The sequence below is a fragment of the Aliiglaciecola sp. SL4 genome (assembly GCF_041538045.1).
Taxonomy (GTDB): Bacteria; Pseudomonadota; Gammaproteobacteria; order Enterobacterales; family Alteromonadaceae; genus Aliiglaciecola.
The window spans coordinates 142,595-168,310 of record NZ_JBGOSE010000009.1 but is presented as its reverse complement, the minus strand read 5'-3'; the positions used below and the strand labels follow the sequence as shown (position 1 = coordinate 168,310).

Annotated in this window: 21 protein-coding genes, 1 other RNA gene and 1 pseudogene; 21 read left to right on the top strand and 2 right to left on the bottom strand. The window is 42.2% G+C overall.

What is annotated here, in order from left to right; genetic code table 11:
* The first annotated feature begins 214 nt into the window (after positions 1 to 214).
* The 4 genes from rnpB (at position 215) to AB6T38_RS14030 (ending at position 2,857) form a co-directional block, all read left to right on the top strand.
* Positions 215 to 589, top strand: an RNA gene (gene rnpB / locus AB6T38_RS14045) — RNase P RNA component class A.
* A gap of 143 nt (positions 590 to 732) precedes the next feature.
* On the top strand, positions 733 to 1,194 hold the full coding sequence (locus AB6T38_RS14040; RefSeq protein ID WP_372547900.1) for a DUF4190 domain-containing protein: 462 nt from the start codon (positions 733 to 735) through the stop codon (positions 1,192 to 1,194).
* Between the two features lie 277 nt (positions 1,195 to 1,471).
* Positions 1,472 to 2,101, top strand: coding sequence for a hypothetical protein (locus AB6T38_RS14035; RefSeq protein ID WP_372547899.1), 630 nt, complete (start codon positions 1,472 to 1,474; stop codon positions 2,099 to 2,101).
* 228 nt (positions 2,102 to 2,329) lie between these two features.
* Complete coding sequence (locus AB6T38_RS14030; protein ID WP_372547909.1) at positions 2,330 to 2,857, top strand: hypothetical protein; 528 nt, start codon at positions 2,330 to 2,332, stop codon at positions 2,855 to 2,857.
* Here AB6T38_RS14030 and AB6T38_RS14025 read toward each other — a convergent pair.
* A complete protein-coding gene (locus tag AB6T38_RS14025; RefSeq protein WP_372547908.1) occupies positions 2,854 to 4,020 on the bottom strand; it encodes a dipeptidase in 1,167 nt (388 codons plus the stop codon). The genes AB6T38_RS14030 and AB6T38_RS14025 overlap by 4 nt on opposite strands.
* A 418-nt stretch (positions 4,021 to 4,438) precedes the next feature.
* Between AB6T38_RS14025 and AB6T38_RS14020 the strand changes: the two are divergent.
* Both AB6T38_RS14020 and AB6T38_RS14015 read left to right on the top strand, forming a co-directional pair.
* Positions 4,439 to 6,051 (top strand): annotated as a pseudogene (locus tag AB6T38_RS14020) (FAD-dependent oxidoreductase).
* A gap of 223 nt (positions 6,052 to 6,274) precedes the next feature.
* Positions 6,275 to 7,054 (top strand): SapC family protein, encoded by a 780-nt coding sequence (locus AB6T38_RS14015; RefSeq protein WP_372547898.1) that lies wholly within the window; start codon positions 6,275 to 6,277, stop codon positions 7,052 to 7,054.
* A 45-nt stretch (positions 7,055 to 7,099) separates the two neighbouring features.
* Here AB6T38_RS14015 and AB6T38_RS14010 read toward each other — a convergent pair whose 3' ends face one another.
* Positions 7,100 to 8,167 (bottom strand): aldose epimerase family protein, encoded by a 1,068-nt coding sequence (locus tag AB6T38_RS14010; protein ID WP_372547897.1) that lies wholly within the window; start codon positions 8,165 to 8,167, stop codon positions 7,100 to 7,102.
* Positions 8,168 to 8,655: 488 nt separating this feature from the next.
* Between AB6T38_RS14010 and mraZ the strand changes: the two genes are divergently transcribed.
* The 15 genes from mraZ to ftsZ all read left to right on the top strand — a co-directional run bounded on the left by mraZ (position 8,656) and on the right by ftsZ (position 25,441).
* On the top strand, positions 8,656 to 9,114 hold the full coding sequence (gene mraZ / locus AB6T38_RS14005) for a division/cell wall cluster transcriptional repressor MraZ (protein ID WP_348489167.1): 459 nt from the start codon (positions 8,656 to 8,658) through the stop codon (positions 9,112 to 9,114).
* Positions 9,111 to 10,061, top strand: a complete 951-nt coding sequence (rsmH, locus tag AB6T38_RS14000) for a 16S rRNA (cytosine(1402)-N(4))-methyltransferase RsmH (RefSeq protein WP_372547896.1) — start codon at positions 9,111 to 9,113, stop codon at positions 10,059 to 10,061. Before mraZ ends, rsmH begins: the two co-directional genes overlap by 4 nt.
* Positions 10,058 to 10,378 carry a cell division protein FtsL gene (gene ftsL / locus AB6T38_RS13995; RefSeq protein WP_372547895.1) on the top strand — a complete coding sequence of 107 codons (321 nt, stop codon included), beginning with the start codon at positions 10,058 to 10,060 and terminating at the stop codon, positions 10,376 to 10,378. The genes rsmH and ftsL overlap by 4 nt, the downstream gene beginning before the upstream one ends.
* A complete protein-coding gene (locus tag AB6T38_RS13990) occupies positions 10,375 to 12,114 on the top strand; it encodes a peptidoglycan D,D-transpeptidase FtsI family protein (RefSeq protein ID WP_372547894.1) in 1,740 nt (579 codons plus the stop codon). The genes ftsL and AB6T38_RS13990 overlap by 4 nt, the downstream gene beginning before the upstream one ends.
* A complete protein-coding gene (gene murE, locus AB6T38_RS13985; RefSeq protein WP_372547893.1) occupies positions 12,114 to 13,640 on the top strand; it encodes a UDP-N-acetylmuramoyl-L-alanyl-D-glutamate--2,6-diaminopimelate ligase in 1,527 nt (508 codons plus the stop codon). The genes AB6T38_RS13990 and murE overlap by 1 nt, the downstream gene beginning before the upstream one ends.
* Positions 13,637 to 15,028, top strand: coding sequence for a UDP-N-acetylmuramoyl-tripeptide--D-alanyl-D-alanine ligase (gene murF, locus AB6T38_RS13980; RefSeq protein WP_372547892.1), 1,392 nt, complete (start codon positions 13,637 to 13,639; stop codon positions 15,026 to 15,028). Before murE ends, murF begins: the two co-directional genes overlap by 4 nt.
* Entirely contained in the window at positions 15,022 to 16,104 is a 1,083-nt protein-coding gene (mraY, locus tag AB6T38_RS13975; RefSeq protein ID WP_372547891.1) for a phospho-N-acetylmuramoyl-pentapeptide-transferase, read from the top strand. Before murF ends, mraY begins: the two co-directional genes overlap by 7 nt.
* A 9-nt stretch (positions 16,105 to 16,113) precedes the next feature.
* Entirely contained in the window at positions 16,114 to 17,418 is a 1,305-nt protein-coding gene (gene murD / locus AB6T38_RS13970; protein ID WP_372547890.1) for a UDP-N-acetylmuramoyl-L-alanine--D-glutamate ligase, read from the top strand.
* A 20-nt stretch (positions 17,419 to 17,438) separates the two neighbouring features.
* Positions 17,439 to 18,713 carry a cell division protein FtsW gene (gene ftsW, locus AB6T38_RS13965; protein ID WP_372547907.1) on the top strand — a complete coding sequence of 425 codons (1,275 nt, stop codon included), beginning with the start codon at positions 17,439 to 17,441 and terminating at the stop codon, positions 18,711 to 18,713.
* On the top strand, positions 18,710 to 19,798 hold the full coding sequence (gene murG / locus AB6T38_RS13960; RefSeq protein WP_372547889.1) for an undecaprenyldiphospho-muramoylpentapeptide beta-N-acetylglucosaminyltransferase: 1,089 nt from the start codon (positions 18,710 to 18,712) through the stop codon (positions 19,796 to 19,798). Before ftsW ends, murG begins: the two co-directional genes overlap by 4 nt.
* On the top strand, positions 19,795 to 21,249 hold the full coding sequence (gene murC, locus AB6T38_RS13955; protein WP_372547888.1) for a UDP-N-acetylmuramate--L-alanine ligase: 1,455 nt from the start codon (positions 19,795 to 19,797) through the stop codon (positions 21,247 to 21,249). The genes murG and murC overlap by 4 nt, the downstream gene beginning before the upstream one ends.
* Complete coding sequence (locus tag AB6T38_RS13950; RefSeq protein WP_372547887.1) at positions 21,246 to 22,193, top strand: D-alanine--D-alanine ligase; 948 nt, start codon at positions 21,246 to 21,248, stop codon at positions 22,191 to 22,193. Before murC ends, AB6T38_RS13950 begins: the two co-directional genes overlap by 4 nt.
* Positions 22,193 to 22,939 (top strand): cell division protein FtsQ/DivIB, encoded by a 747-nt coding sequence (locus AB6T38_RS13945; protein WP_372547886.1) that lies wholly within the window; start codon positions 22,193 to 22,195, stop codon positions 22,937 to 22,939. Before AB6T38_RS13950 ends, AB6T38_RS13945 begins: the two co-directional genes overlap by 1 nt.
* 21 nt (positions 22,940 to 22,960) lie before the next feature.
* The gene (ftsA, locus tag AB6T38_RS13940) at positions 22,961 to 24,190 is read left to right on the top strand and encodes a cell division protein FtsA (protein ID WP_372547885.1); all 1,230 of its coding nucleotides are present in this window, start codon (positions 22,961 to 22,963) and stop codon (positions 24,188 to 24,190) included.
* Between the two features lie 84 nt (positions 24,191 to 24,274).
* Positions 24,275 to 25,441: a cell division protein FtsZ gene (ftsZ, locus tag AB6T38_RS13935; protein WP_372547884.1), complete on the top strand. Its 1,167-nt coding sequence runs from the start codon at positions 24,275 to 24,277 to the stop codon at positions 25,439 to 25,441.
* The last annotated feature ends 275 nt before the right edge of the window (positions 25,442 to 25,716 follow it).

Genomic DNA, 25,716 nt, shown 5'->3' with positions numbered 1-25,716 from the left:
GCTAATACATCCCATGTAGCACGGGCTTTAGCCCGTGGGGAAAGAGCTTAAGGCAAATAACCAAGGCATAAATGCCGAGCTACAGGTTTTATCATCCATGGAAAACCTAATATACCCCCTGTAGCACGGGCTTTAGCCCGTGGACAATAGTCCGTGGAAAATAGCCTGCGACAAAATATTGTATCTAATCGGCAATCAACGTAAACTGCGCGCCAGAGCTGGTCAAGACAATCGCCGCTTTGTTACCTTTTAGGTTTTCAAAGGGGAGGAAAGTCCGGGCTCCAATGGGCAGGGTGCCAGATAACGTCTGGGCGGCGTGAGCCGACGACAAGTGCAGCAGAGAGGATACCGCCTAAGCGCGTAAGCGCCGGTAAGGGTGAAAGGGTGCGGTAAGAGCGCACCGGGCCACTGGTAACAGTTGGTTGCAAGGTAAACTCCACCCGGAGCAAGACCAAATAGGGTTCCTTATGGTGCGGCCCGCATCGGAACCGGGTAGGTTGCTTGAGCCAGTGAGCGATTACTGGCCTAGATGAATGATTGTTAATCTCTTTGAGAAATACAGAACCCGGCTTAATGACCAGCTCTAACTCTTCCTACTAATTCCTATTCTCGGTAAATTCACTTTTCTAAGTATATAAAAATTATAGAGTTAATCTAAATAATGGGGTAAATTCAATTAATCGGATTGATTTTAAACCTGTACCATTAACTCGTTGTATATTAGGAAGCTAAATGAAAGGAACCATTCTGGATTTTGAGCCCAACTCGAAAGAAGGGGTCATCTGCGCTGACAATAAACGTTTTACCTTTAATATGGCTGAATGGAAATACAGTCAGTCTGCGCGGCCGGGACAACATGTTGAATTTACTGGGCACTTGGGTAAAGCCAAAGATATTAAGGCACTATATAAAGCGCCTAATGCCATTGTTTTAGTGTCTGAAACTAACGCCCTAATTAAGCGATCTAAATGTGCTGTGGCATCGTTAATATTTGGTATTTTTTCGCTATTTTTGTTTAGTTCTTTGTTGGCGATAATTTTTGGTCATATTGCACGTTCTAAAATACGTCATAGTCATGGCAAATTAATCGGCAATAAAATGACAATCTGGGGATTATCTCTAGGCTACATAGGGCTGTTCATTAACATTATTTACTTTCTTATTCTTGCCGCAGAATCAACTCCTGGTTATTAGAATAAGGCAAGACATTGCCGCAATGTCTTGCCGATAGTGTTTTTTAGTGAGCACTCTGTGCCCTTATTCACCAGTTAAAACTATAACTAATAAATTATCACCAGTTAACATCCAGTTTTATTTCTTAATTCATTGATATTAATGAGTTAAATTGAATTCTATACCACTCTGGCGCTGATAATTAAAATACTTTCCTGTAAGCCTCAAAGTTATTTCAGTTGGCATTAATTCTGCTAAACCCATTAGTAATGCAATCCGTTTTGAAATGGTAATTAACATGGAAATTAACTCTCAACCTCTGTCTTTATTTGATTACATAGGTAACCAAGCTCAAGGAAATCAGGACCTAGAAAATATTGCGATCTCCGCCAAGCAAGACATTAAAGGTGGGTTGGCAGTATTAGACAGTGGGTTAGTCAATCAAGAATTCGAAGAGACACTGAGGTTGCTAGAAAAAGGCGAAATTGATTTAGACTTGAACACCGTTGAAAACTACTATCAATTCAATCAGGAAAGACTCAATAAAGAAGTCGAACAATTACTTGCACAATTTGACTCTGTTGATAGCCTTGAAATAAGCATTGAAAATGACAAGCTGACGGTGACAGGAGACGAGCAGTCAGCTCAGACACTGCAAAAGTATCTTGATCGTGATAATCGCCTCAACAGTTTAGTGCAACAAACTGCAAAACTTTCTCAATTTGTTGAGTGGGGAAAAGCTAAGGAGCAAGCGGCGGTTTATCAACAAGAAAATATGCCGGAAGAAACACTGATTGATTATTTAAAAGATGCTAGGGAAGTTATAAATAATACCAATGAGTGGGTCATCTCGCCTAAAGGCGGTTATTTTACATCCCATGGTCAAACTGACCTGTTAACTAAAAAATACTCCGGCACTGAAGATTAAGTGGGGTTGAGCAGGTTCACTTCATTTTTTGTCTCGCTTCTAACTTTCCTTGTTATTTATTTAATCAGAAGTTAACGTTTTTGATATAAGTTAATGTTAACGACAGATTAGTAGATTATTATGTGTCTTATTCTTTAGTCTAATTGTTAATCAATTATCAAGTAAGGTAAATTGATTAAAATATATACTTGCTCATTAGTGTTTATTTAAAGTCAGTCAGAGGTTGTTATTAACAAGACGATTATTCCTACAATTCTCGATATAGAGGCAAGTGGTTTTGGAAGCCACAGTTATCCAATTGAAGTGGGTGTTGTGACCTATTTGTCCCAACGTTACTGTCGATTGATACAACCTGAATCGAATTGGCAGCATTGGACCCAAGAAGCTGAAGACTTACATGGCATATCCCGTGACGTTTTGCTTCAAAAAGGTATTGCTGCATCTAAGGTATGTGAAGACTTGAATAACCTTTTAAGCGGTCAAACCGTTTATTCAGATGGTTGGGTCGTCGATTATCCCTGGTTAATAAAACTATTTAGCGCGGGTAAACAGGACATGAGGTTTAGGCTGAGTCCTTTGGAGAATATTCTATCTGAAAAACAGATGGAGCTTTGGCATGACACTCAAGAAAACTTGGCTAGAAGTATGGATTGTACAAGGCATAGAGCCAGTTGTGATGCAGAGTTAGTGCAGAATGTGTATGTACAAACCCAACACGATTCTGAATTGACTAACCCTGCAGCTTTTCATTTTTAGTGTTTTGCTGCGTACTCTTCTACTTCACTCCAAACTCGCAGTAAATTTGTACCAAGAATTTTAGCGATATCTGTTTCGCTGTACCCTTTATCCAATAGACCTTGTACTAAGTTAGGATAAGCGGATACATCTTTTAAGCCAATGGGCAACGAATCGCCAACACCATCGTAATCTGAACCAATTCCTACATGGTCAATTCCCACTAAATTCACCACATGATCGACGTGTTCAACAACGGTATCGACATTGGCATAGGGAAACGGGTTATTGGTTGAGTATTCTTCATCAAAGGCGGCTAATTGAGGGCTGTCGGCTCCAAATTCCTCTTCTACGGCTTTGCGTTTCTCACCCATAGTAATACGCCAGCCCCTAGATACTTGATCAACAAAAGTAGAGCCAAAGTTAATCATTACAACACCACCATTTTCGGCTAATGCGACTAGCATTTCATCGGTCATATTGCGTTCGAATCCGGGAGTGAATCGACGTAATGACGAGTGAGAAGCAATAACGGGTGCTTTACTTAGTTCTATGACTTGGTAAAAGGCATCATCAGAGACATGGGAGATATCTATCATAATACCGATATTGTTCATTTCGCCTACCAACTCTTTACCAAAAGGGCTTAGACCTTTCCATTTTTTTCGGAGATCGTATGAAGAATCGGAAATATGATTGGCTAATGAATGGGCCAAAGTGATGTAGCGAATACCACGGTCATAAAAGGTTTTAAGGTTGTCCATATCACCTTGTAGGGGAGAACCATTTTCCATTCCCATAGGCAGCGAAATCAAACCTTGCTCAAATTGCTTTTTAACATCATCGGGGGATTTAGCTATGGCAAACTTATCAGGGGCTCTGCCTACTATGGCTTCAACGTAATCAATTAATTTGTGCGCTAATTCCGTTGATTTAGGTGAGTCATCTAACGACGCGGGAATATAAATTGACATGAATGGTGCATTGAGTCCGCCGGCTTTCGCTCTAGGATAATCAAAATCGCCACTATCAGTAGCAAGGGTGACATCTTCCCACTTTTGCTGAAGACGATATGGCACGTCAATATGACCATCCACTAAAATATATTTTTGGCTTATTTCTGTAGCCTTCTGTGATGCATGGTATTCACCGTCAGAGGCAGTAACACAGCCGCTCAATGCCATTGCTGTGCAAATCCATAAACTCTTTTTCATACAATTTATCCTTATTATTCTGTGTATAAATGATTAACCAATTATGACTCTGATTTAAATGCCTAAGGTGATAAAGGGTATTTTGTCATGGTTAATATGCTAAACGAGTAGGCAAAACCTTTGTTTTGTTTATTGTGGCTGTGAATACGCGCCTCATTTTCGTTCCATTTGATTTCGCACATCAAACATAATGTTGTGTAACGAACCGCTAGTTTATCACTTTCTGCGGTATCAAATAATGGATTTTTTAAATCAAGATACTCTAATATTTGCTATAAAGGGGAAGTTTTCATTAATAAGTAAACTCGAAGAATACAATCGCTTAGTTGGCAATTTATTATTGGAATTATTCGCGTCCCTTTGCATACTGTTGGAATAACTGGAAACCATGAATTTACGTAAAAGTAATATTGCTAAGCTTCCTCAACATACTTTTGATGTGCTCATTGTTGGTGGTGGGATAAATGGAGCTGTGTCAGCGGCTGCACTATCAGCAAAAGGTGCTAGAGTGCGCTCATTGATAAAGGGGACTTTGCTGGCTTTACCAGCTCAAATTCATCCAATTTAGCTTGGGGAGGAATTAAATACCTAGAGACCTTTGAATTTGGAATAGTTAACAAGCTCTGTAAAAGCCGCAATCATTTAATGCGTCATTATCCGTCTACGGTTCAAGAGATTCGTTTCTTTACCAGTATTCAGCGTGGTTTTCGTTTTACGCCTGCGTTTATTTACATGGGTACCCTAGTTTATTGGTTGATGGGTCGGTTTTTCACAAAGATGCCTAAGTACTTATCCTCTGAAAAAATCAAACAAATGGAAGCAATTGTTAATACCGAGCATATCTCCGGTGGTTTTGAATACTCAGATGCCTATTTGCATGATAATGATGCTCGGTTCGTCTTTAATTTTGTGCGCTCTAGCATGAGTTATGGGTGTATCGCAGCTAACTATGTGGGCTTAGATCATTCTAAAAAGGTCGGGGAGGAATGGGTTAGCCAAGTCACGGATCAAATGAGTGGCGAAACCTTCAATATTCGCTCCAAAGCAATCATTAACGCAACCGGCCCTTTTGTCGATCAAGTGAATCAAATCAATCAACAAACAACCGAGCATCGTCATGTCTTTTCCAAAGGTGTACATTTAATCGTCGATAAAATCACCGACACTGAGAAGGTATTAACCTTTTTTGCTGATGATGGCCGCCTATTTTTTGTTATCCCCATGGGCCCTAAAACTTGTATTGGCACCACAGATAGCCAAGTCCCCAGTCCAGATGCTCAGGTAACCGATGAAGACAGAGAGTTTATTCTATCCAACGTTAATAAGCTTTTGGTCTTGCCTAAACCGTTGACGAAAAAAGACATTATCGCTGAACGCTGTGGGGTCAGACCCTTGGCGATAAAAGGCCATGAAGACAAAGCCGATTGGGTACAACTGTCGCGAAAACATGCCATTGATGTAGACAAAGACAGCCAATATTTATCAATATTTGGTGGCAAGTTAACCGATTGTATTAATGTTGGGGAGGAAGTCTGTCAGTGGATAGAAACCTTTGGCATTCCATTAACCTACCCTGACCACAAATGGTATGGCGAACCTGGGAAGGCAGTAAAACGAGAGTTTTTTCATCGCGCTAAACTGATGAGACTTGACGATCTTACTCCTGCAAGCTCTTCGGAACCTTTGACTCAACGATTTTGGCGAAGGTACGGACGCAACGCTATCAATATGTTGGAGAGTATTCGTGAAAATCCAGCAATGGGGAACTTATTGATTGAAAACAGTAAATACCTTCGGGTTGAAGTGGAACATGCGGCCAATCGTGAAATGATAACAACCCTAGATGATTTTCTGCGGCGACGCTCAAAAATCGCCTTAGTGGTTCCAAAACAAGATATTCTTCATGCTCCAGGATTAAAACAAGCCTGTGACATTTTATTTGCAGACGAGGCCGAGGCGAAGTTAGCTGAATATATCGCCACTGTCACCAATTCGCTTTAATTTCAGTGTGATGTGTATTTTTTAGCAAAGTATTTCTAATTTAACCAGCTAGGGTGGTGACTTCCCACGCCAAATAAAACATACTTGCACACTTTCTGGCACAAGCTGACTTATATTTTACCGTGCTCAGGTAGTGCAAAGAGCAAGTAAAGTGTTTGAAAGTGATTTTAATCTCCGTCGTGTTTTTTCCCACGGAGCATCATTTAAAAGAGAACAAGAAGTAATGAAAACGAATTATATTCCACTGGATAAAAATAAACATAGTGCGTTAAAAGTAAAAACGCAGCATAACTTTGAATTTGCCAAAGAAACCCATTTAGCATCCGCGACTCTTCGTGAGTTCGCTCAAATTGCTAGCTGTATGCCTATTGCTTTTATCAAGGATCAAGCTTCAGGTAACTTCCACTCAATAGCGATGTTAGGTTTGGAGCAAGGCACCAACTTATACTTCAAAGATGACAAATGGTTAGGCCATGTTATGCCTTTGAATATTCAACGTTACCCTTTTGATGTTCGCCCTGATGGTGACAAGTTAGGTGTTTACATCGACGAAAACAGTGCGTTGGTAGGTGAAGAAGAAGGTGAAAGTTTATTCACTGCAGAAGGCGAACCAACGGATTACTTAAAAAACCGTCAGGACCTTTTAGGCGATATTACTAACAGCGAATTGGCAACCCAGCGTTTTATCAAACGAATTGTAGAATTAGAATTGTTTGATGCTGTGCAACTTAATGTTCAGTACGCAAATGGCGAAAAGCGCAATGTGACTGGTATTTACGGTATCAACGAAAAACGCGTAAATGAATTATCTGACGAAATTATTATTGAGTTGAAAAACAATGGTTACCTTGGTGCTATTTACACTGCAATGTTGTCACTTACTCAATTGAATCGTTTAGTTCAACTGTCTGCCAATACGGATAAACCCATTCGCGCTATCCAAATTAGTTTAGTGGAAGATACGCAGCAAGAAGCGGCTAAAAACGAAGACCCAAGCGCTTAATTCTTAGCAACTTAGTTAGCTAAATAAACTAAAGCCAGCAGTGTGTTATTGCTGGCTTTTTTGTTTAATTTGGTAACTTGTTTTTGACACGAAAGGCGTGTTGGCAGGTAAAGTAGCACTCGGAAATTCTGCTTGATTTGGACTATTTGGGTAAAATTGCGATTCAATACAAAAGCCGTGATAAGGCGCGTATTTTATATTGTTTTTACCTAGGGTAGCCTCCCCAATGAAATTACCAGTATATATTTGTACACCAGGCATGGTAGTGTGAGTAATCAATATTCGCCCAGACTTTGGCTCAATCACATCGGCAACCCATTGCAGTTTATCCTGTGCTGCTGAAAATCCTTCTACACACCAATTATGATCAAGTCCATTAGCCGCTTTTATTGCTTGGTCTTGTCGATTAATTGCTTGTCCAAAAGAGGTTGGTTGGCGTAAATCGAACGCCGTTTCGTTTACAGGTTTGATTTCACCCGTGGGAATTGCATTTTCATCGGCTGGCGTATAGTTGTTCGCGGATAACTGAATTTGCTGATCAAAAATTGTTCCCGAATTGTGCCCTGCTAAATTGAAGTAGCTATGTTGGGTAGGATTGAAAACCGTATCTTGGTTACTGAGGGCATGATACTCAATGGTTAAGCGATCTTCCTGATCAAGGCTGAACGTCACATCAAGATTTAAGGTTCCTGGAAAACCTTGATCACCATCCTCACTGGTCAAGTTTAAGGTAATACTTGGATATAAATCGTCCTCTGTGTTAACCACAGACCAAAGCCGATTGTGAAAACCCTCAACGCCACCATGTAAGCAGTTTCCTTGTAAGTTGGTACTTACCGAATAGCTTTTATCAGCAATTTTAAATTCACCATCTTTAATGCGATTCGCATAACGTCCTACGGTTCTGCCCAAATAACTTTGATCGGACAAATAATCTGTCGCATTATCGAAGCCTAAAACAATATCTACACTGGGATCTGTCGCTAACCTCCACGAGCGAATAATTGCTCCTAAAGTCAATATCTCAACGGACATGCCATTATTATTGGTCAAAATATAACTATCTATTATTTGGCCGTCGGGCATTTGTCCAAATTGACTTTTATCGATCATAGTTCATCTCTCCATTGCATAGATTGATTGTTTATAGGCTCATCTTTGTCAGCCAATCATTAACATTAGGCTATGAAAACCTCAATAATCGGCGTGCTAGAGAGTATCTTATTATAAGTTGACGACCAGCTTATTATAAAAACTACTATCCTCATGATTATTTTGCGTTTTTAAGTATAAGGGAGGGCGCTTTAGTTTAGATTTTTTAGCTTATTTTGAGCTTCATCGAACCCCGATTTTCACTGTATATAAAAACAGCTTTGAAAGCTTTCTTTATATATATCAGCCGCTTTCGTCTAGCCCTTAATTTAGTTGGCATTCATGGCTTCTGTTTAACCCGTTTTTTGTCCTTGACAATGGGGTTAGTGGAAACCTAAACTCTCATTTGTGGGTAATTGTGGCAGAAAGTGGATCAAAGTGATCTTAATGTGTTGCAAACTGATGCTACCAAAACAATAAAAGCAAACTAATAAAAAAGGCTAGGGGATATGTTCCGCGGCGCTAATGCAATCAATCTAGACGTAAAGGGCAGGGTGGCGATACCAACACGGTATCGACAGTTGTTGCTAGATGATTGTCAGGGACAACTGGTTTGCACAATCGATACACAGCAAAGCTGTCTGCTACTTTACCCACTTCCTGAATGGGAAGAGATTGAACTTAAACTTAGTAAACTTTCTAGCATGATACCTCAAGAACGCCGCTTACAGCGACTTCTTTTAGGATATGCCATGGAAGGTGATATGGACAAAAATGGTCGCTTCTTATTGTCAGCACCACTTCGTCAACATGCCAACTTAAATAAAGAAATAATGTTAGTTGGGCAACTCAATCGCTTCGAAATTTGGGATGCAGAAACATGGCAGCAACAGGTTCATCAAGATATTGAAACTGAGAAAGGCGGCGAATTTGAATTAACTGAGCGTTTACAGGACTTCTCACTTTGATAACTGAAAATCCATCGTCCCAGGAATTGCACCGCTCAGTGCTGTTAGAAGAGTCCATAGTAGGGCTAGATATTAAACCCGATGGTGTTTATATGGATGCGACCTTCGGGCGTGGTGGGCATACAGAAAAAGTGTTGCAGAAGTTATCAGCTAAAGGTCGTTTGATTGCTTTAGATCGCGACCCATATGCCATAGAAGCGGCTAAAAGATTTGCTGATGATGAGCGTTTTTGTATTGAACACGAGGCATTTTCGAATATTGAAGAGGTGGCTCAAAAGCATCAAGTATTCGGCAAAGTCGACGGTATTTTAATGGATCTTGGTGTGTCGTCACCTCAATTAGATGATGCCGAACGAGGATTTAGTTTCATGCGTGAAGGTCCATTGGATATGCGCATGGACACCAGTAAGGGAATCAGTGCAGCCCAATGGCTGGCAAAAGCCGATGAAGATGACATCACTCAGGTGATTAAAGAGTTTGGTGAAGAAAAATTCGGCAAGCGCATAGCCCATGCAATTGTGAATAGTCGCGATGAATTTCCTCTGACGACAACATTGCAATTAGCAAAGTTAGTGGATGAAGCAGTGCCGGTTAAAGATAAATTTAAACATCCTGCTACACGGACTTTTCAGGCAATTCGTATTTATATTAATAGCGAATTAGATGAAGTTCGTGACGGACTTAAAGGAGCATTAGCGTGCCTTTCTTCAGGAGGGCGACTGGCAGTGATCAGTTTTCACTCCCTAGAAGATCGATTGGTAAAACGCTTTATGCGCGAACAAAGCCGCGGAATGCAGGTGCCAGCCCGAATGGCAATTACTCAGGCACAAATAGATGCAACCCGAGCAATGAAGTTAATAGGAAAGGCGACTAAGCCTAGTGAGTATGAAATTAAAGTGAATGCGAGGTCGCGAAGTTCAGTGTTAAGGGTGGCTCAGAAGCTGTGACAGATACTAGGACCAACTTTAATTTGGTCAACTTAATCTTCACCGAACTAGCCCGTCATCCGATACGGGTTTTGTTGTTTTTAATGGTATTGATAAGTGCGTTCGCGGTGATCATGAGTGCGCACCATAATCGACAGATGTCGATGGCCTTAGAGCAACTAATGCAAGAACAAGATCAGCTAGATATTCAGTGGCGTCACTTAATCCTAGAACAAGGGGCGTTAACTGATCATAACCGTATTGAAGTTGCTGTGAAGAAGCAACTTAATATGCATAGACCAAGACCAGAAAATGAAATTGTGGTGCGTTTGAAATGACCAAGGTTAGAACTAAACAAGCTAAGAAAAACATTGCTCCAAGTTTGGTGCAGTGGCGTTTCATAGTGGTTGTTGGTGCTATTCTCGCGGTGTTTTCCGTACTCACGGTCAGAGCTGCCTATATTCAAGTCATCAACCCCGATCAGCTGATCGAAGAAGGTGATAACCGTACTTTAAGAGTGCGCAATAATGAAGTTTATCGTGGTTTGATCACCGATAGAAATGGAGAGCAACTAGCGGTAAGCGTTCCTGCAAAAGCTATCTGGGCCCATCCGCCAACGGTTACAGATCCTGAAAAAGGTGCGTTATCTGACACCCGCAGATGGCAAGCCCTTGCCGAAGTCTTAGGTCAAGACGTTGATAAACTAATTAAAAAAGCGAGTAACGAAAATAGTAAGTTTGTTTATTTGCAACGCCAAGTGTCGCCGGCCATGGCAACCTTTGTGAAGAATCTGAAAATTCCAGGGGTTTATTTGGTGAATGAATCTCGCCGTTATTATCCAGCGGGTGAGGCTTCGGCTCATGTGGTTGGTTTTACCAATGTGGATGATCAGGGAATCGAAGGGATTGAAAAGTTATATGACGAATATTTGTCTGCGACACCTGACTCTAGAACCATTCGTCGCGATGCAAAAGGCCGTCAAGTTGAAATATTAGAGCAGGAAGAAGGTAAAGATCCGCAAAATATTCAATTGACCATAGACCAACGAATCCAAGCTCTTGCCTACCGAGAATTAAAGTCTGCGGTACATTTTTACCGTGCAACATCAGGCTCAGTTGTCGTGGCAGATGTGAATACTGGGGAAATATTGGCGATGGTGAATAGCCCGTCATTTAATCCAAATAACCGTAAAGGTGTCTCTCCTCGTAAAATTAGAAATAGAGCGATTACAGATACCTTTGAACCGGGCTCTTCGGTCAAACCTCTGGCAGTGGTAAGTGCTCTAGAATTTGGCTCTGCAGATACAGAAACCATTATAGATACTTCGCCGGGTTGGCGACGTTTAGGTGGAAGTATTGTTCGTGATTCCCGCAATTACGGTAAATTAACGTTGCAGCAAATCATCAAAAAATCCAGCAATATTGGTACTTCAAAGTTGGCTTTGTCTGTTCCTAAAGAGTTTCTGCTCGACACCTATTACAACATGGGATTGATGAGTGAAACCGGAACTAATTTGATTGGCGAACAAGGCGGACTTTTCAACGAACAACGAAGATGGTCGAAATTTGAATTATCTACCTTGTCCTTTGGTTATGGTTTATCTGTTACTACCATGCAATTAGCGCGGATGTACTCCATTTTAGGTAATGGCGGTATTAAACAACCCCTTAGTATTGTCATGTCAGATGAGCAAAAAATAACCGAAAGGGTTATTAGCGAAGAAAATGCTCACCGTGTATTGAATATGATGGAAAGTGTACTTGAAGATGGTGGTTCAGGCCGTAAAGCGCGGGTGCCAGGATATCGTGTTGCAGGTAAGACCGGTACCAGCCGTAAAGCCATCAAAGGTGGCTACGGTGAGCAGTATGTGAACATCTTTGCCGGTGTAGCGCCAGTCTCGGACCCGCAACTGGCAGTAGTTGTACTGATCAATGAGCCAAAGGGTGATTTATACTATGGCGGTGATACAGCCGCTCCAGTTTTTAGCTCGGTTATGGCCAACACCCTGCAATTATTGAATGTTCCGCCTGATGCTAAAAATGTCTCCTCAATCGCTAAACGAGGAGAGCAATAATGCCGCATTCCCAAAACAGCATTAATATCAAAACCATATTGGCGCAATTTAAGATTGATGCTCCCGATGTAGAAGTTAGTGAGTTGGTTTTAGACAGCCGAGAAGTCGCTGTTCATAGTGTGTTTGTGGCAATAAAAGGCCATCAGTTAGATGGTCGTGACTTTATTCCTCAAGCGATTAGCCTTGGCGCGAAACTAATATTGCAAGAAGTTGAACAACCACAATGCCATGGCGAAATTGAAATGCGCGAACAAAGTATTTTGATCTCGTTTTATCGGTTGGGGCAAAAACTATCTCAGTTAGCCGCTGCATTTTATGGTTTGCCGGCACAACATTTAGATGTGATTGGCGTAACCGGTACAAACGGCAAAACCTCAGTAGTGCAACTGAGTAGTCAACTTCGCTTTTTATGTGGCGATAAATCGGCATCAATTGGTACCCTAGGTGCAGGACTATTTAGTGCGGATATCAGCCAATTAGAGAAAACCCTAAATACCACTCCAGACGCTTGCCAGGTACAAAAGTTACTAGGAAAATTTGTGGCCTCCGGTGCTAAACAAGTCGCCCTAGAAGCATCCTCCCATGCATTGGTTCAGGATCGTATTCAAGGGCTTAAAATGGACGTGGCGGTATTCACTAACCTAACTCGTGATCATTTGGATTATCACGGGGATATGCTTGAATATGCTAAAGCAAAGCGGCAATTATTAAATCAGCCAGAGCTGAATCAGGTGGTCTTAAATGCAGATGATCCAGAAACTATAAACTGGATAACAGCGGCATCAAGACAACAAAAAATTACCTTGTTTTCCACTCAGTTGGATGCCCGACAACTACCCGAACATCAACACTTTTGTTTGGCAAGCAATATTCAATATGACCATAGTGGCTTGTCATTTGATCTGCAATCTTCATGGGGCAGTGCGGCCATAAAATGTGGTTTATTCGGCCAGTTCAATGTTTCTAACTTACTGGCGGCTCTAGCCAGTTTACTCGTAATAGGTTTACCACTAAATGAATTAGCCAAGTCGTGCAATAAATTGAAACCCGTTGCAGGACGAATGGAGTTATTTGAACACCCCAGTGCGGGAAATTTGATTGTTGATTTTGCCCATACGCCAGATGCTTTAGGGAAGGCACTCCAGTCAGCAAGAGTGCATAGTCAAAAACAAGTTATTTGTGTATTTGGCTGTGGTGGCGACAGAGATAAAGGTAAGCGTCCATTAATGGGGGCGGCAGCTGAGCAATATAGTGATCAAATTATTCTTACTTCAGACAATAGTCGCTCTGAACCTTCTTCGACTATTGTTGCCGATATACTCGCCGGCATAAAAGATCAATCTAAGGTCAAAATTGAAACTAATCGTAGAAAAGCGATTCAACTTGCTATTGCGCAAAGTCAGAAAGGAGATCTGATCTTGGTTGCAGGTAAAGGACATGAGACCGAGCAAATTATCGGTGATCAAATTCTACCGTACGATGAAAGAAATTATGTAAACACGCTGAGTGTAGGGAAAATGCAATGATTGAAGTCTCTCTAGATTGGATAGCAGAACAAACAAGTGGGGAGTTGTTTGGTACCAATGGCAATGTCACTGGCGTTAGCACAGACACACGAAGTTTGAGTCAAGGGGATGTTTTCATTGCATTAGAGGGGCCTAATTTCGATGGTCATAAATTTATTAATGACGCCGCCAACAGGGGGGCTGTGGCATTCATTGTGTCGCGTAAAATCGATACCTTATTACCCTATATTTTAGTTGAAGACACAAAGCTTGCATTAGGAGCCTTAGGCGCAGCGGTAAAACAAAGAGTAGCTCCGAAAACCGTTGGCATAACCGGAAGTAGTGGTAAAACTACCGTGAAAGAAATGGTCGCTAGCATTTTATCTCGTATCGGCAATGTTTTGGCTACTGACGGCAATTTTAATAATGAGATTGGCGTACCTTTAACCTTATTAAGGCTTCAACAAGATCACGATTTTGCGGTCATTGAAATGGGCGCGAATCACTTAGGTGAGATTGCTTACACCACAAATTTAGTGAAACCTGATGTTGCCACTATCGTTAATGCAGCCGCCGCGCACCTTGAGGGTTTCGGAAGTTTACTAGGTGTAGCGCGGGCAAAAAGTGAGATTTTTAGAGGTTTAAGTAAATCAGGTACGGCAATTATTAACAAAGATAGCCAATTTAACGATTTTTGGTTGGGTAAATTGAAAGAGTGCCATGTTCAAGGATTTTCAGAAAGCAAAGAAACCGAGTTTTATGCTCAAGAAATCAGCCTTGGTATTGATGGATGCGCGCAATTCTTGATGTGCACACCAAAGGGCAATGTACAGCTTACATTGTCATTACCCGGTGCTCACAATGTGAGTAATGCCTTAGTTGCCGCAGCCTTGGCCATGAACGTTGGCGCTAACTTAGAAGATATTAAATTTGGTTTGCAAAACATGCAGCAAGTGAGTGGCCGACTGCAAGTCAAACAGCTAACCAATCAAGTTAAAATTTTAGATGATACCTATAACGCAAATGTTGCCTCTGTAAACGCTGCAATTGATCTACTAAGTAGTTTTAGTGGTCACCGTATTTTGGTGTTGGGTGATATGGGTGAGCTAGGTGAAAAAGCTCGCTATTACCATGAAATGGTTGGTGAGCATGCTAAACAAAAAGGTATAGATAACTTAATGACGCTTGGGGTGTTAAGTCAGGCGGCCAGCGATATTTTTGGTGGTAAACACTTCAGTGATATTGAGTTGTTAATTGAATATATTAACGACCATTTAGCCTCTGAGCAGCGCGACATTACTATTTTAGTGAAAGGATCGAGAAGCGCACGTATGGAGAATGTGGTTAAAGCGTTGGAGGAATCTCCTGTGGGAAAGTTTGAACGAGTTAGGGAGCGAATCGCATGCTAATTTGGTTGGCGGAGTGGTTGCAGCAATATGATGCTGGGTTCAATGTGTTCTCATATCTTACCCTGCGCGCAATCCTTAGCACACTTACAGCGTTGTTGATGGCCGTTCTTATTGGTCCAGGTATGATTCGCTGGTTGCAAACTATGCAAATAGGTCAAACCGTGCGCGATGATGGCCCGCAAAGTCATTTATCTAAGTCAGGCACGCCGACTATGGGCGGTTTGTTAATTTTAGCCGCGATTCTAACAAGTGCTTTGTTGTGGGCAGATTTAAGAAATCGTTACGTGTGGGTTGTGTTGTCTATCGTTGTTGGCTACGGATTGATTGGCTTTGTTGATGACTATCGTAAAGTGGTACGTAAAGATCCCAAGGGGTTAATAGCCAAATGGAAGTACTTCTGGCAGTCGATTATCGCCATCGCAGTGGCGATTTATTTGTATGCTAGCAGTCAAGATCCAGCTGAAACCGCCCTCCTAGTACCATTTTTCAAAGAAGTGATGCCGCAACTTGGGATGTTTTTCATGGTCGTGGTGTATTTCACTGTAGTGGGTACCAGTAATGCGGTGAACCTTACTGATGGTTTAGATGGATTGGCAATCGTCCCTACTATTTTAGTGGCCGGTGCATTGGCTATCTTTGCTTATACCACCGGAAATATTAACTTTTCGGCGTATCTAAACATTCCCTATATTCCTGAAACCAGTGAATTAGTGATTGTTTGTACAGCTATTATCGGCGCCGGATTAGGCTTCTTGTGGTTTAACACTTATCCCGCGCAAGTGTTTATGGGAGATGTTGGCTCATTGGCGTTAGGCGGTACCTTGGGAATTATGGCGGTCCTTGTTCGCCAAGAAATTGTATTAATTATTATGGGTGGGGTTTTTGTAGTTGAGACCTTATCGGTGATTTTGCAGGTGGGGTCTTATAAGTTGCGTGGCAAACGCATATTTAGAATGGCACCCATACACCATCATTTTGAACTTAAAGGCTGGCCAGAACCTAGAGTAATCGTAAGGTTTTGGATTATTTCATTAATTTTAGTGCTAATTGGTTTAGCTACATTGAAGTTGAGATAAATAAACGCAATGCAAACCCCTGATTTAAAAGACATGCAGGTTGTTGTGGTTGGTTTAGGACTGACTGGCAAGTCGTGCGTGTCATTTCTACAAGATCAAGGGGCTAACGTTATTGGCATGGATCGCAATGCAGTTGAATTACCTAGTGGGATCCAAACCCTCAGTGGTGACTTCAACCTAGAGGTATTATTAAACGCCGACTTAGTCGTGTTAAGCCCAGGTGTCAATCCACATGGGACTGAAATTCAAAATGCCGTTAAGGCTGGAGTAGAGGTAATTGGCGATGTGGAGTTATTTGCTCGCTTTAATACTCTTCCTGTCATAGCTATCACCGGATCAAACGGTAAATCTACGGTGACTTGTTTAGTCACTGAGATGCTCAATTGCGCAGGTATGAAAGCACAAATGGGCGGAAACATAGGTACTCCTGTGTTGGATTTACTCCAGTGTGATGCCGAGTATTTAGTGCTGGAGTTATCGAGTTTTCAGCTTGAATTACTGCATTCGTTAAAACCTGTTTGTGCGACTATTTTGAATGTCAGTGAAGATCACATTGACCGTCATCTAACTTTCATGGCGTATGCTGATGCGAAAAAACGTGTTTTTCAAAATGCCAAACATACTATTGCCAACCGAGATGACGTAAAAACTTGGCCACAAAATTATCTACCTAAATATAGCTTTGGCTTTAGCAACTCGCCTGTGGGTATAAGTTGGGATGCCCAAACAAAGACCATTTTAGCCGATGGTGAAGAGTTTATCTCTGCGCAACAATGTGCTCTGCAAGGGTTGCATAACATTTTAAATATTCAAGCAGCTATTGCTTGTGTTTTGCCGCTGGGAGTCAAACAGCCTGCTATTGCCCGAGCGGTTAGCCTATTTACAGGTCTACCCCATAGATTTCAATTAGTCAGCGATCACCAAAACGTGCGTTGGATTAATGACTCAAAGGCTACCAATATTGGCGCTACTATCGCGGCGCTACAAAGCCTCAAAAATAGAGGATCCAGCAAGCTCATTTTAATTGCTGGTGGTGACGGTAAAAAGGCTAATTTCACTGAACTACAACCTATGTTGTTAAGTGATGTGGATTTATTAATTACCTTGGGGAAAGATGGCAGAGAAATCGCGTCTTTAAAACCAGGTAGCATCGAAGTGGCCGATTTATTGGAAGCGGTGACCTTTGCAAATAATATTGTAGAAAGTGGCGATATAGTTTTATTGTCTCCGGCTTGTGCAAGTTTGGACATGTTTGATAACTATCAACATCGCGGCGAAGTGTTTAAACAAAGTGTTCTGGAGGTCACCCAATGAGTGATAGCAGAACCACCACGATGAATACAGAAAACGACTCAATGTTGCGTAGAATGTTTTCTCAACGCCATGATAGAAACCACACTAACGGTAGTGCTTTTGATGTTAACTTCATTCTAATTAGTATTGCCTTGATGGCGATTGGCTTAGTTATTGTGACGTCAGCCTCAATGCCTGTGGCTGCTCGTTTATTTGATAACCCTTTCCATTTTGCCATTCGCCACGGTATCTATTTGTGTTTGGCTGGTGTAGCTGCCTGTATTGTAATGCAAATACCCATGCAGTGGTGGCGGGTGAGTAACCCCTGGTTGCTGTTATTAGCGGTTATTTTGTTATTGTTGGTGTTGTTTGTTGGGCGCACGGTAAACGGTAGCCGTCGTTGGTTGGTAGTTGGCCCTATTACCATTCAAGTAGCTGAGTTAGCAAAGTTATTTTTCTTTTGTTATCTGGCTGGTTACATGGTCCGCAGGTATGAAGAAGTTACGGAAAACCTGAAAGGATTTATAAAACCGCTAGTGGTATTTTTTGTATTGGCGCTTTTAATCCTTATGCAACCAGATTTAGGCACAGTTGTAGTGATGTTTGCCACCACGGTAGGTCTATTGTTTTTAGCTGGTGCGAAATTATGGCAGTTCTTTGCGCTGGTGTTTACAGGTCTTACTTTGATTACCGTACTTATTTTAAGCGCTGATTATCGAATGGAACGAATGAGCTCTTTCTTAAAGCCTTGGGAAGATCCCTTCGGTGCCGGTTATCAATTAACTCAGTCTTTAATGGCTTATGGACGTGGTGATTGGTTTGGTCAAGGCTTGGGCAACAGTTTGCAAAAACTAGAATTTTTGCCTGAAGCCCATACCGATTTTATTGTTGCTATTTTAGCCGAAGAGTTCGGTTTTATGGGCGTGATATGCGTACTACTGTTGTTATTTGTGCTGGTATTCAAGGCATTAAAGCTAGGTAATTTAGCCTTAATCGCTGAGCGTCCCTTTGATGGATACCTTGCTTACGCCATCGGCATTTGGTTTAGTTTTCAAACTGCTGTTAATGTCGGCGCTAGTGCAGGCATTTTGCCCACAAAAGGGTTAACACTTCCGTTAGTGAGTTACGGTGGTTCAAGTCTTATCGTCATGGCCGTTGCTGTCGCCATTTTAATTCGAATTGATTTTGAAATTCGGGTCGATGGTGTTCAAGCCATGAGTAAAGGAACAAAGAAAAAAGCTAATAAAGCAAAGTCCAAAGTCAAAAAATTGCTTGCTGAAACGGCCCCACAAAGTAATGAAGGGGTAGCAGAATGAATGACATAAACAAAACCATTTTGATTATGGCTGGCGGTACTGGCGGACACGTTTTCCCAGGCATTGCGGTGGCAAAAGAACTGCAACAACGCAATTGGCGAATCCATTGGTTAGGAACAGCCGCGCGTATGGAAGCGGATATCGTGCCTAAAGCAGGGTTTGAGATTAGTTTTATCGACGTTGCTGGTGTACGTGGTAATGGCATCGTGCGTTTACTCAAAGCACCTTTTCAAATTATTCATTCTGTTTATCAAGCTTTGCAAGTGATCAAACAAACCAAGCCCGATGTGGTTTTGGGAATGGGGGGATTTGCCAGTGGACCGGGCGGCGTCGCAGCTTGGTTACGCGGTATACCTCTGGTTGTTCATGAACAAAATGCGCTACCGGGATTAACCAATAAGGTATTGGCTAAACTCGCTAAGCGAGTATTGACTGGTTTTAATCAGGCATTTGGTGAGCAGTCGGAAAAGAAATACAACTGGGTAGGTAATCCAGTTAGAAGTGATTTTGCTAATTTGCCTGAAAAACAAACTAGCGATGATACATGTAACATTCTTATTGTTGGCGGTTCCTTAGGCGCAAGTGCACTTAATACCTATGTTCCACCTGCCTTAGCTGGCATTGATAATGTGCAAGTACGTCATCAAACGGGTAAAGGACATCAACAAGCAGTGGCTGATACTTATCAACAAGTTTGGTCAAACAGTGCTAATTGGCAGGTCAGTGAGTTTATCGATGATATGGCAGAAGCCTATGCTTGGGCCGATGTGGTTATTTGCCGAGCGGGTGCATTAACGGTTGCTGAAGTTGCTATGGTTGGTGTGGCAGCGATATTTGTTCCTCTTCCCCATGCTGTGGATGACCACCAGACAATGAATGCAAGAGCTTTAGTGGATCATCATGCAGCGGTTTTATTACCTCAACCTCAATTAGAAGAAGGTGGTTTGAAAGTCATTATTCAACAACTTGTCAACGATGGAAAAAGTCGAATGATTATGGGCCAACAGGCCAAAGCCCTAGCGAAACCTCAAGCTACTAAAACAGTGAGTGATATCTGTGCTACGTTGGGAGGGATTGCATCATGATTAAGCCAGATAAAGCGAATTATCATGTACCAGAAATGCGTCGCATCAAGCAGATTCACTTTATTGGAATTGGCGGTGCTGGCATGGGCGGCATTGCCGAAGTTCTTCTTAATGAAGGTTACGCAATTTCTGGTTCAGACCAACAAACTAACGGCATGACCCTGAGGTTAGAGGGCAAAGGCGCTAAAGTGTTTATTGGCCACCGTCAGGAAAACATTAACAATGCCAATGTGGTCGTTGTATCCAGTGCCATTGATCATGCAAATCCAGAAATTATTGCAGCCAAAGAAGCGCGGATCCCAGTGATTCGCCGAGCGGAAATGTTGGCCGAGTTGATGCGTTTCCGCCATGGAATTGCGGTTGCCGGTACCCATGGGAAAACCACAACAACAAGCTTATTGGCGACTATATTTGCCCAAGCTGAACTTGATCCTACTTTTGTCATTGGTGGTTTGCTCAATAGCGCCGGTACCAATGCCAAATTAGGCAGCAGTCGATACTTAATCGCTGAAGCCGATGAAAGTGACGCATCCTTTGTGCACCTACAACCCATGGTGTCCATAGTCACTAATATTGAAGCTGATCATATGGAAACCTACGATGGTGATTTCCAACGAATGCAGGACACGTACTTAGACTTCCTGCATAACTTACCTTTCTATGGTTTAGCCGTGATGTGTGTTGACGACCCCGTTGTGCGCGCACTATTGCCCAGAGTGGGTCGTAAAGTGATGACTTACGGTATTGAAGAGCAAGCCGATGTGCGTGCTGTCGATATTGAAATGGGATTTAATCAGAGCCGTTTTGTCGCCCAACGAGCAGGCCGTTCCGATTTACAAGTGACCTTAAATATTGCTGGCAAACATAACATTTTAAATGCTTTATCTGCTATTGCTGTGGCCACCGATGAAGGGGTTGACGATCAAGCTATTGTTGATGCCTTAGGTGCCTTTGAAGGCATTGGCCGCCGTTTCGAGCAGCTGGGTTGTTTCGATACTGGTGAAGGCGAAGTTATTTTGGTTGATGATTATGGCCATCACCCCACGGAAGTGGCAGCAACCATTGCTGTTGCACGCAATAACTGGCCAGATAAACGGTTAGTCATGGCTTATCAACCTCATAGATTTACCCGTACTCGAGACTTATACGAAGATTTTGTACGTGTGCTATCTCAGGTTGACTGTCTTTTATTACTTGAAGTGTACTCTGCCGGTGAAGCCGCCATTGAAGGGGCTGACAGTAAGGCTTTGTGCCGCTCCATTAGACAACGTGGTCAAATTGAACCCATTTACGTTGCCAACAAAGACGAACTTCCAAAATTATTGTCAGAGGCATTAAGAGATCAAGACGTATTAATGACTCAAGGCGCAGGAAACATTGGCCAGATTGCTAAGTATTTGCAATCGGTTGAACTAAATAAAGAAAAAATGAATGTTGGATGTGCCGAATGACTGATGAACTAAACATTGATGTGAAACAGTTTGGTAAAGTGGCCGTATTATTTGGTGGTCATTCAGCGGAGCGCAAAGTGTCTTTGTTGTCCGGCAATGCTGTTCTTAGAGCCTTACAAAGTGCTGGCGTCGATGCCCATAAATTTGATCCTGCAGAACACCCGATTACCGAACTTGTTGAACAAGGTTTTCAGCGAGTTCTCATTATGCTGCATGGTCGCGGTGGCGAAGATGGCAGTATGCAAGGTGCATTACAAGTTCTCAATTTACCCTATACCGGTAGTGGTGTTCTAGGTTCCGCATTGGCCATGGATAAAATTAAAACCAAACAAATTTGGCAAACTTTAGGATTACCTACTGCAAATTATCAAATTGCAGAGAAAAGTAGCTTTGATGCCAGATCCTGCAAGGTTATAATGGAAGAGTTGGGGGACACAGTCATGGTTAAGCCTGCGCAGGAAGGTTCCAGCATAGGTATGACCAAAGTGACGAATGCTGCGCAATTAGAAGCGGCCATTCAAGACGCATTTAATTACGATAATACTGTCTTGTTAGAGCGCTTTATCCATGGTTCAGAATACACAGTGACAATTTTAAATGGTAGCGCTTTACCCTCTATTCGTATGTCTACGCCCCATACTTTTTATGATTACGATGCAAAGTACCTTTCTGATTCGACAGAATATTTTTGTCCTAGTGGTTTATCTGCTGAGGATGAAACTAGGCTTGGTAAGTTAGCGCTTCAAGCCTTTAATACTGTATCGGGTATGGGCTGGGGACGGATTGATTTTATGCGTGATCAAAGTGGCCAGTTCTATTTATTAGAGGCCAATACTGTTCCTGGCATGACTGAGAAGAGTTTAGTACCTATGGCGGCAAAGCAGGCCGGTATGACATTTGAAGAATTAGTGTTAGCCATATTAAAAACGGCGGATGAGCACTAATGCAACAATTAGCAGTGACAAACCAGCCCAATACCCGCTATCAAATAGTGGGAATGGTGTTTTTGGCCATTGTTCTGCTAAGTCTAGTGTATGCCATTTGGTGGTTGGATGATTGGTTGGAAGATGCTCAGCGAGCACCCATTCAGAAAGTTGTTGTTAGTGGAACGCGAGTTAATATTGAAGATGCATTGATCGAAAGTACTATTCGTTCAAAACATCCAGAGAGTTTTTTTGAAGTTGATGTTGATCGGCTGCACCGGGAGATTGAGGCGTTGCCTTGGGTTCACCGAGCCTCAGTACGAAAACGTTGGCCTAATAGCTTAAACATTCATGTAGTGGAAGAAATTGCCAGTGCAAGATGGAATAAGGATTCGTTGTTGAATCAATACGGCGAAATGTTTGAAGCGCAGTTGCCCAATGAAATATTGCCAGACTTGTTCGGACCAGGTGGCAGTGAGGAAACTGCGTTAAATGGATATCGTGATATGCAAACGTTACTGAATTCAGCCAGTTTACGTATCGATGAGTTATATCTCAGTGAACGTTTTGCTTGGAATTTACGACTTGAAAATGGCATTCGACTCAATCTCGGACGCTCGGAGTATGTCGATAGATTGCAACGTTTTGTAGACGTTTATCCGTTGTTAATGAAGCAGGATAAACAAGTAGATTACATTGATTTGCGTTACGACACGGGATTGGCCGTGGGTTGGAAAAACGCATCAACAAATGAACAAGAGAGTTAGTTAAAGTGGGTAGCAAATAATATGTCTAAGGTAACAGAAAGAAATCTAATCGTTGGCTTAGACATGGGCACAAGTAAAGTGAAAGCTGTGGTTGGGGAAATTCTCGACGACGGTGATATCAGCATTGTTGGTGTTGGCACTCATTCAGCCAAAGGCATGGATAAAGGTGGCGTTAATGATTTGAATTTACTTGTGCAGTCTGTGCAAAGAGCCGTTGGCGAAATGGAATTAATGGCAGATTGTCGAGTATCGTCAGTATTTATGTCGATCTCGGGGCGTCACGTGAAGTGTCAAAACGAGAGCGGTATGGTGCCAATTAATAATCAAGAAGTGACACAAGATGATGTGGACAATGTGGTTCATGCTGCTCGTTCAGTACCCATTGCGTTAGAACGTCGGTTATTACATGTGCTTCCTCAGGAATACACAATTGATGTGCAAGAAGGGATAAAAAACCCAATCGGTATGTCAGGGGTGCGAATGGAAGCCAGAGCACACATTATTACTTGCGCCGATGATATGGCTAAAAATTTAGTGAAATGTGTAGAGCGTTGTGAACTCAACGCCGACCAAATGATATTTTCCGCCCTCGCATCAAGTTATGCGGTATTAACCGATGATGAAAAAGAGTTGGGTGTATGTGTTGTTGATATCGGCGGTGGCACCATAGATATGGTGGTGTACACCGATGGTGCGATTCGTCATACCGCTGTAATTCCAGTAGCTGGCAACCAAATAACGAGCGATATCGCTAAGATATTTAGAACTCCAATAAATCATGCTGAAGAAATAAAAATTAACTATGCCTGTGCCCTTCGTGACATGGTTAGTATGGAAGAACAAATACAAGTGCCGAGTGTCGGAGGACGTCCCGCTAGGATGATGTCTCGACATACATTGGCTGAGGTGATTGAGCCTCGTTATCAGGAATTGTTTGAATTGATCCATGAAGAGGTCAAATCCAGTGGATTGGAAGAGCAAATTGCTGCGGGAATCGTCTTAACCGGTGGTTCGGCAAAAATGGAAGGAGCCGTAGAGTTTGCTGAAGAGTTATTTCAAATGCCTGTTCGAGTTGGAGAACCAATAGGCATGAAAGGTTTATCTGAATACGTTGAGGATGCGAGTTTCGCAACCGCCGTAGGACTTTTGCAATATGGTAAAGAATCCATGCAATCGAAATCTGCACAAAAAGCCGGAGCCAGTGAAGGTTTATGGCATCGTATTCAAAGTTGGTTTAAGGGGGAATTCTGAGGATGGAGAAATCTCGGGATCTTAAAAAATTGGAGCTGGGTTTTAACCGCCTATGTTCTATCGCGCAAAAATCGGAGAAAAATAATGTTTGAATTAATGGATAGTCACAGCGAAGAAGCTGTCATAAAAGTCATCGGCGTCGGCGGTGGCGGCGGTAACGCAATTGAGCATATGGTTGCACAAAGTATTGAAGGTGTAGAGTTTATCGCCGTCAATACCGATGCCCAAGTATTGCGTAGTTCTTCTGCTAATCTGACCTTGCAAATTGGCTCGGGTGTTACTAAAGGCCTAGGAGCTGGTGCTAACCCTAATATTGGCCGTCAAGCGGCTGAAGAAGATCGTGAAACCATTCGTCAAGCCCTAGAAGGTGCAGACATGGTTTTCATTACTGCCGGCATGGGTGGTGGAACTGGAACAGGTGCAGCACCTGAAGTGGCTAAAGTAGCAAAAGAGTTAGGTATTCTGACTGTCGCTGTTGTTACTAAACCTTTCCCATTTGAAGGCAAAAAGCGTACTGAATTTGCAGACCAAGGTATTGAAGAGTTGTCCAAGTATGTTGACTCATTGATTACCATTCCTAATGAAAAACTATTGAAGGTTATGGGACGCGGTACACCGCTACTTAAAGCGTTCAGTGAAGCCAACGACGTATTACGTGGTGCGGTTCAAGGTATTGCCGAGCTAATTACTCGCCCTGGTTTGATCAACGTTGACTTCGCAGACGTTAAAACAGTGATGTCTGAAATGGGGACAGCGATGATGGGAAGTGGTTCTGCCAGCGGTGAAGATCGTGCAGAAGAAGCCTCTGAAGCAGCGATTGCATGTCCATTGTTGGAAGATATCGATCTTTCTGGTGCACGCGGTATTTTGGTAAATATCACTGCTGGACCTGACTTTGCCATCGATGAGTTTGAAACAGTTGGTAACGCCGTTAAGGCCTTTGCTTCTGAGAATGCAACTGTCGTTGTGGGGACCGTAATTGATATGGAAATGAGTGATGAATTACGTGTGACCGTGGTAGCGACAGGCATTGGAGCAGAACGTAAACCTGATATTTCATTAGTTAGTAGCCAAGGTTCACGAGTCTCTGCTGAAGCTAAGCAATTCAAATTGCAACCTGATGGTGGTGATCGCATTGGCAATACAGCTACTGATATGAATAAGGCTGTTGCAACCGAAGAAAAAACGGAAGCAAATACAGATTATGAGTATTTGGATATTCCTGCGTTTTTACGTAAGCAGGCAGACTGATTTTTCAGCGAATGTGAATTATTCACTGAGTTTTAGGTCACAGTAAGATGGGTAATAGCGAATTTTGAGAGCGTAAAAACGCGAGGGGTTATACTGTGCTTGATCACTTATTGGGTGATACAGGTTTAATTTGAGATTGCGTGAGTAATTGATAAATTAACAAAGTGATTGGTTAGATTGAAAAAGCATGGCATAACAAATATGACAGTTTTTTGACATTAGACCAGCTGGTCAGTATAATACGCGCCGGTTTTTAGCTGATAATGTTTTTGGAT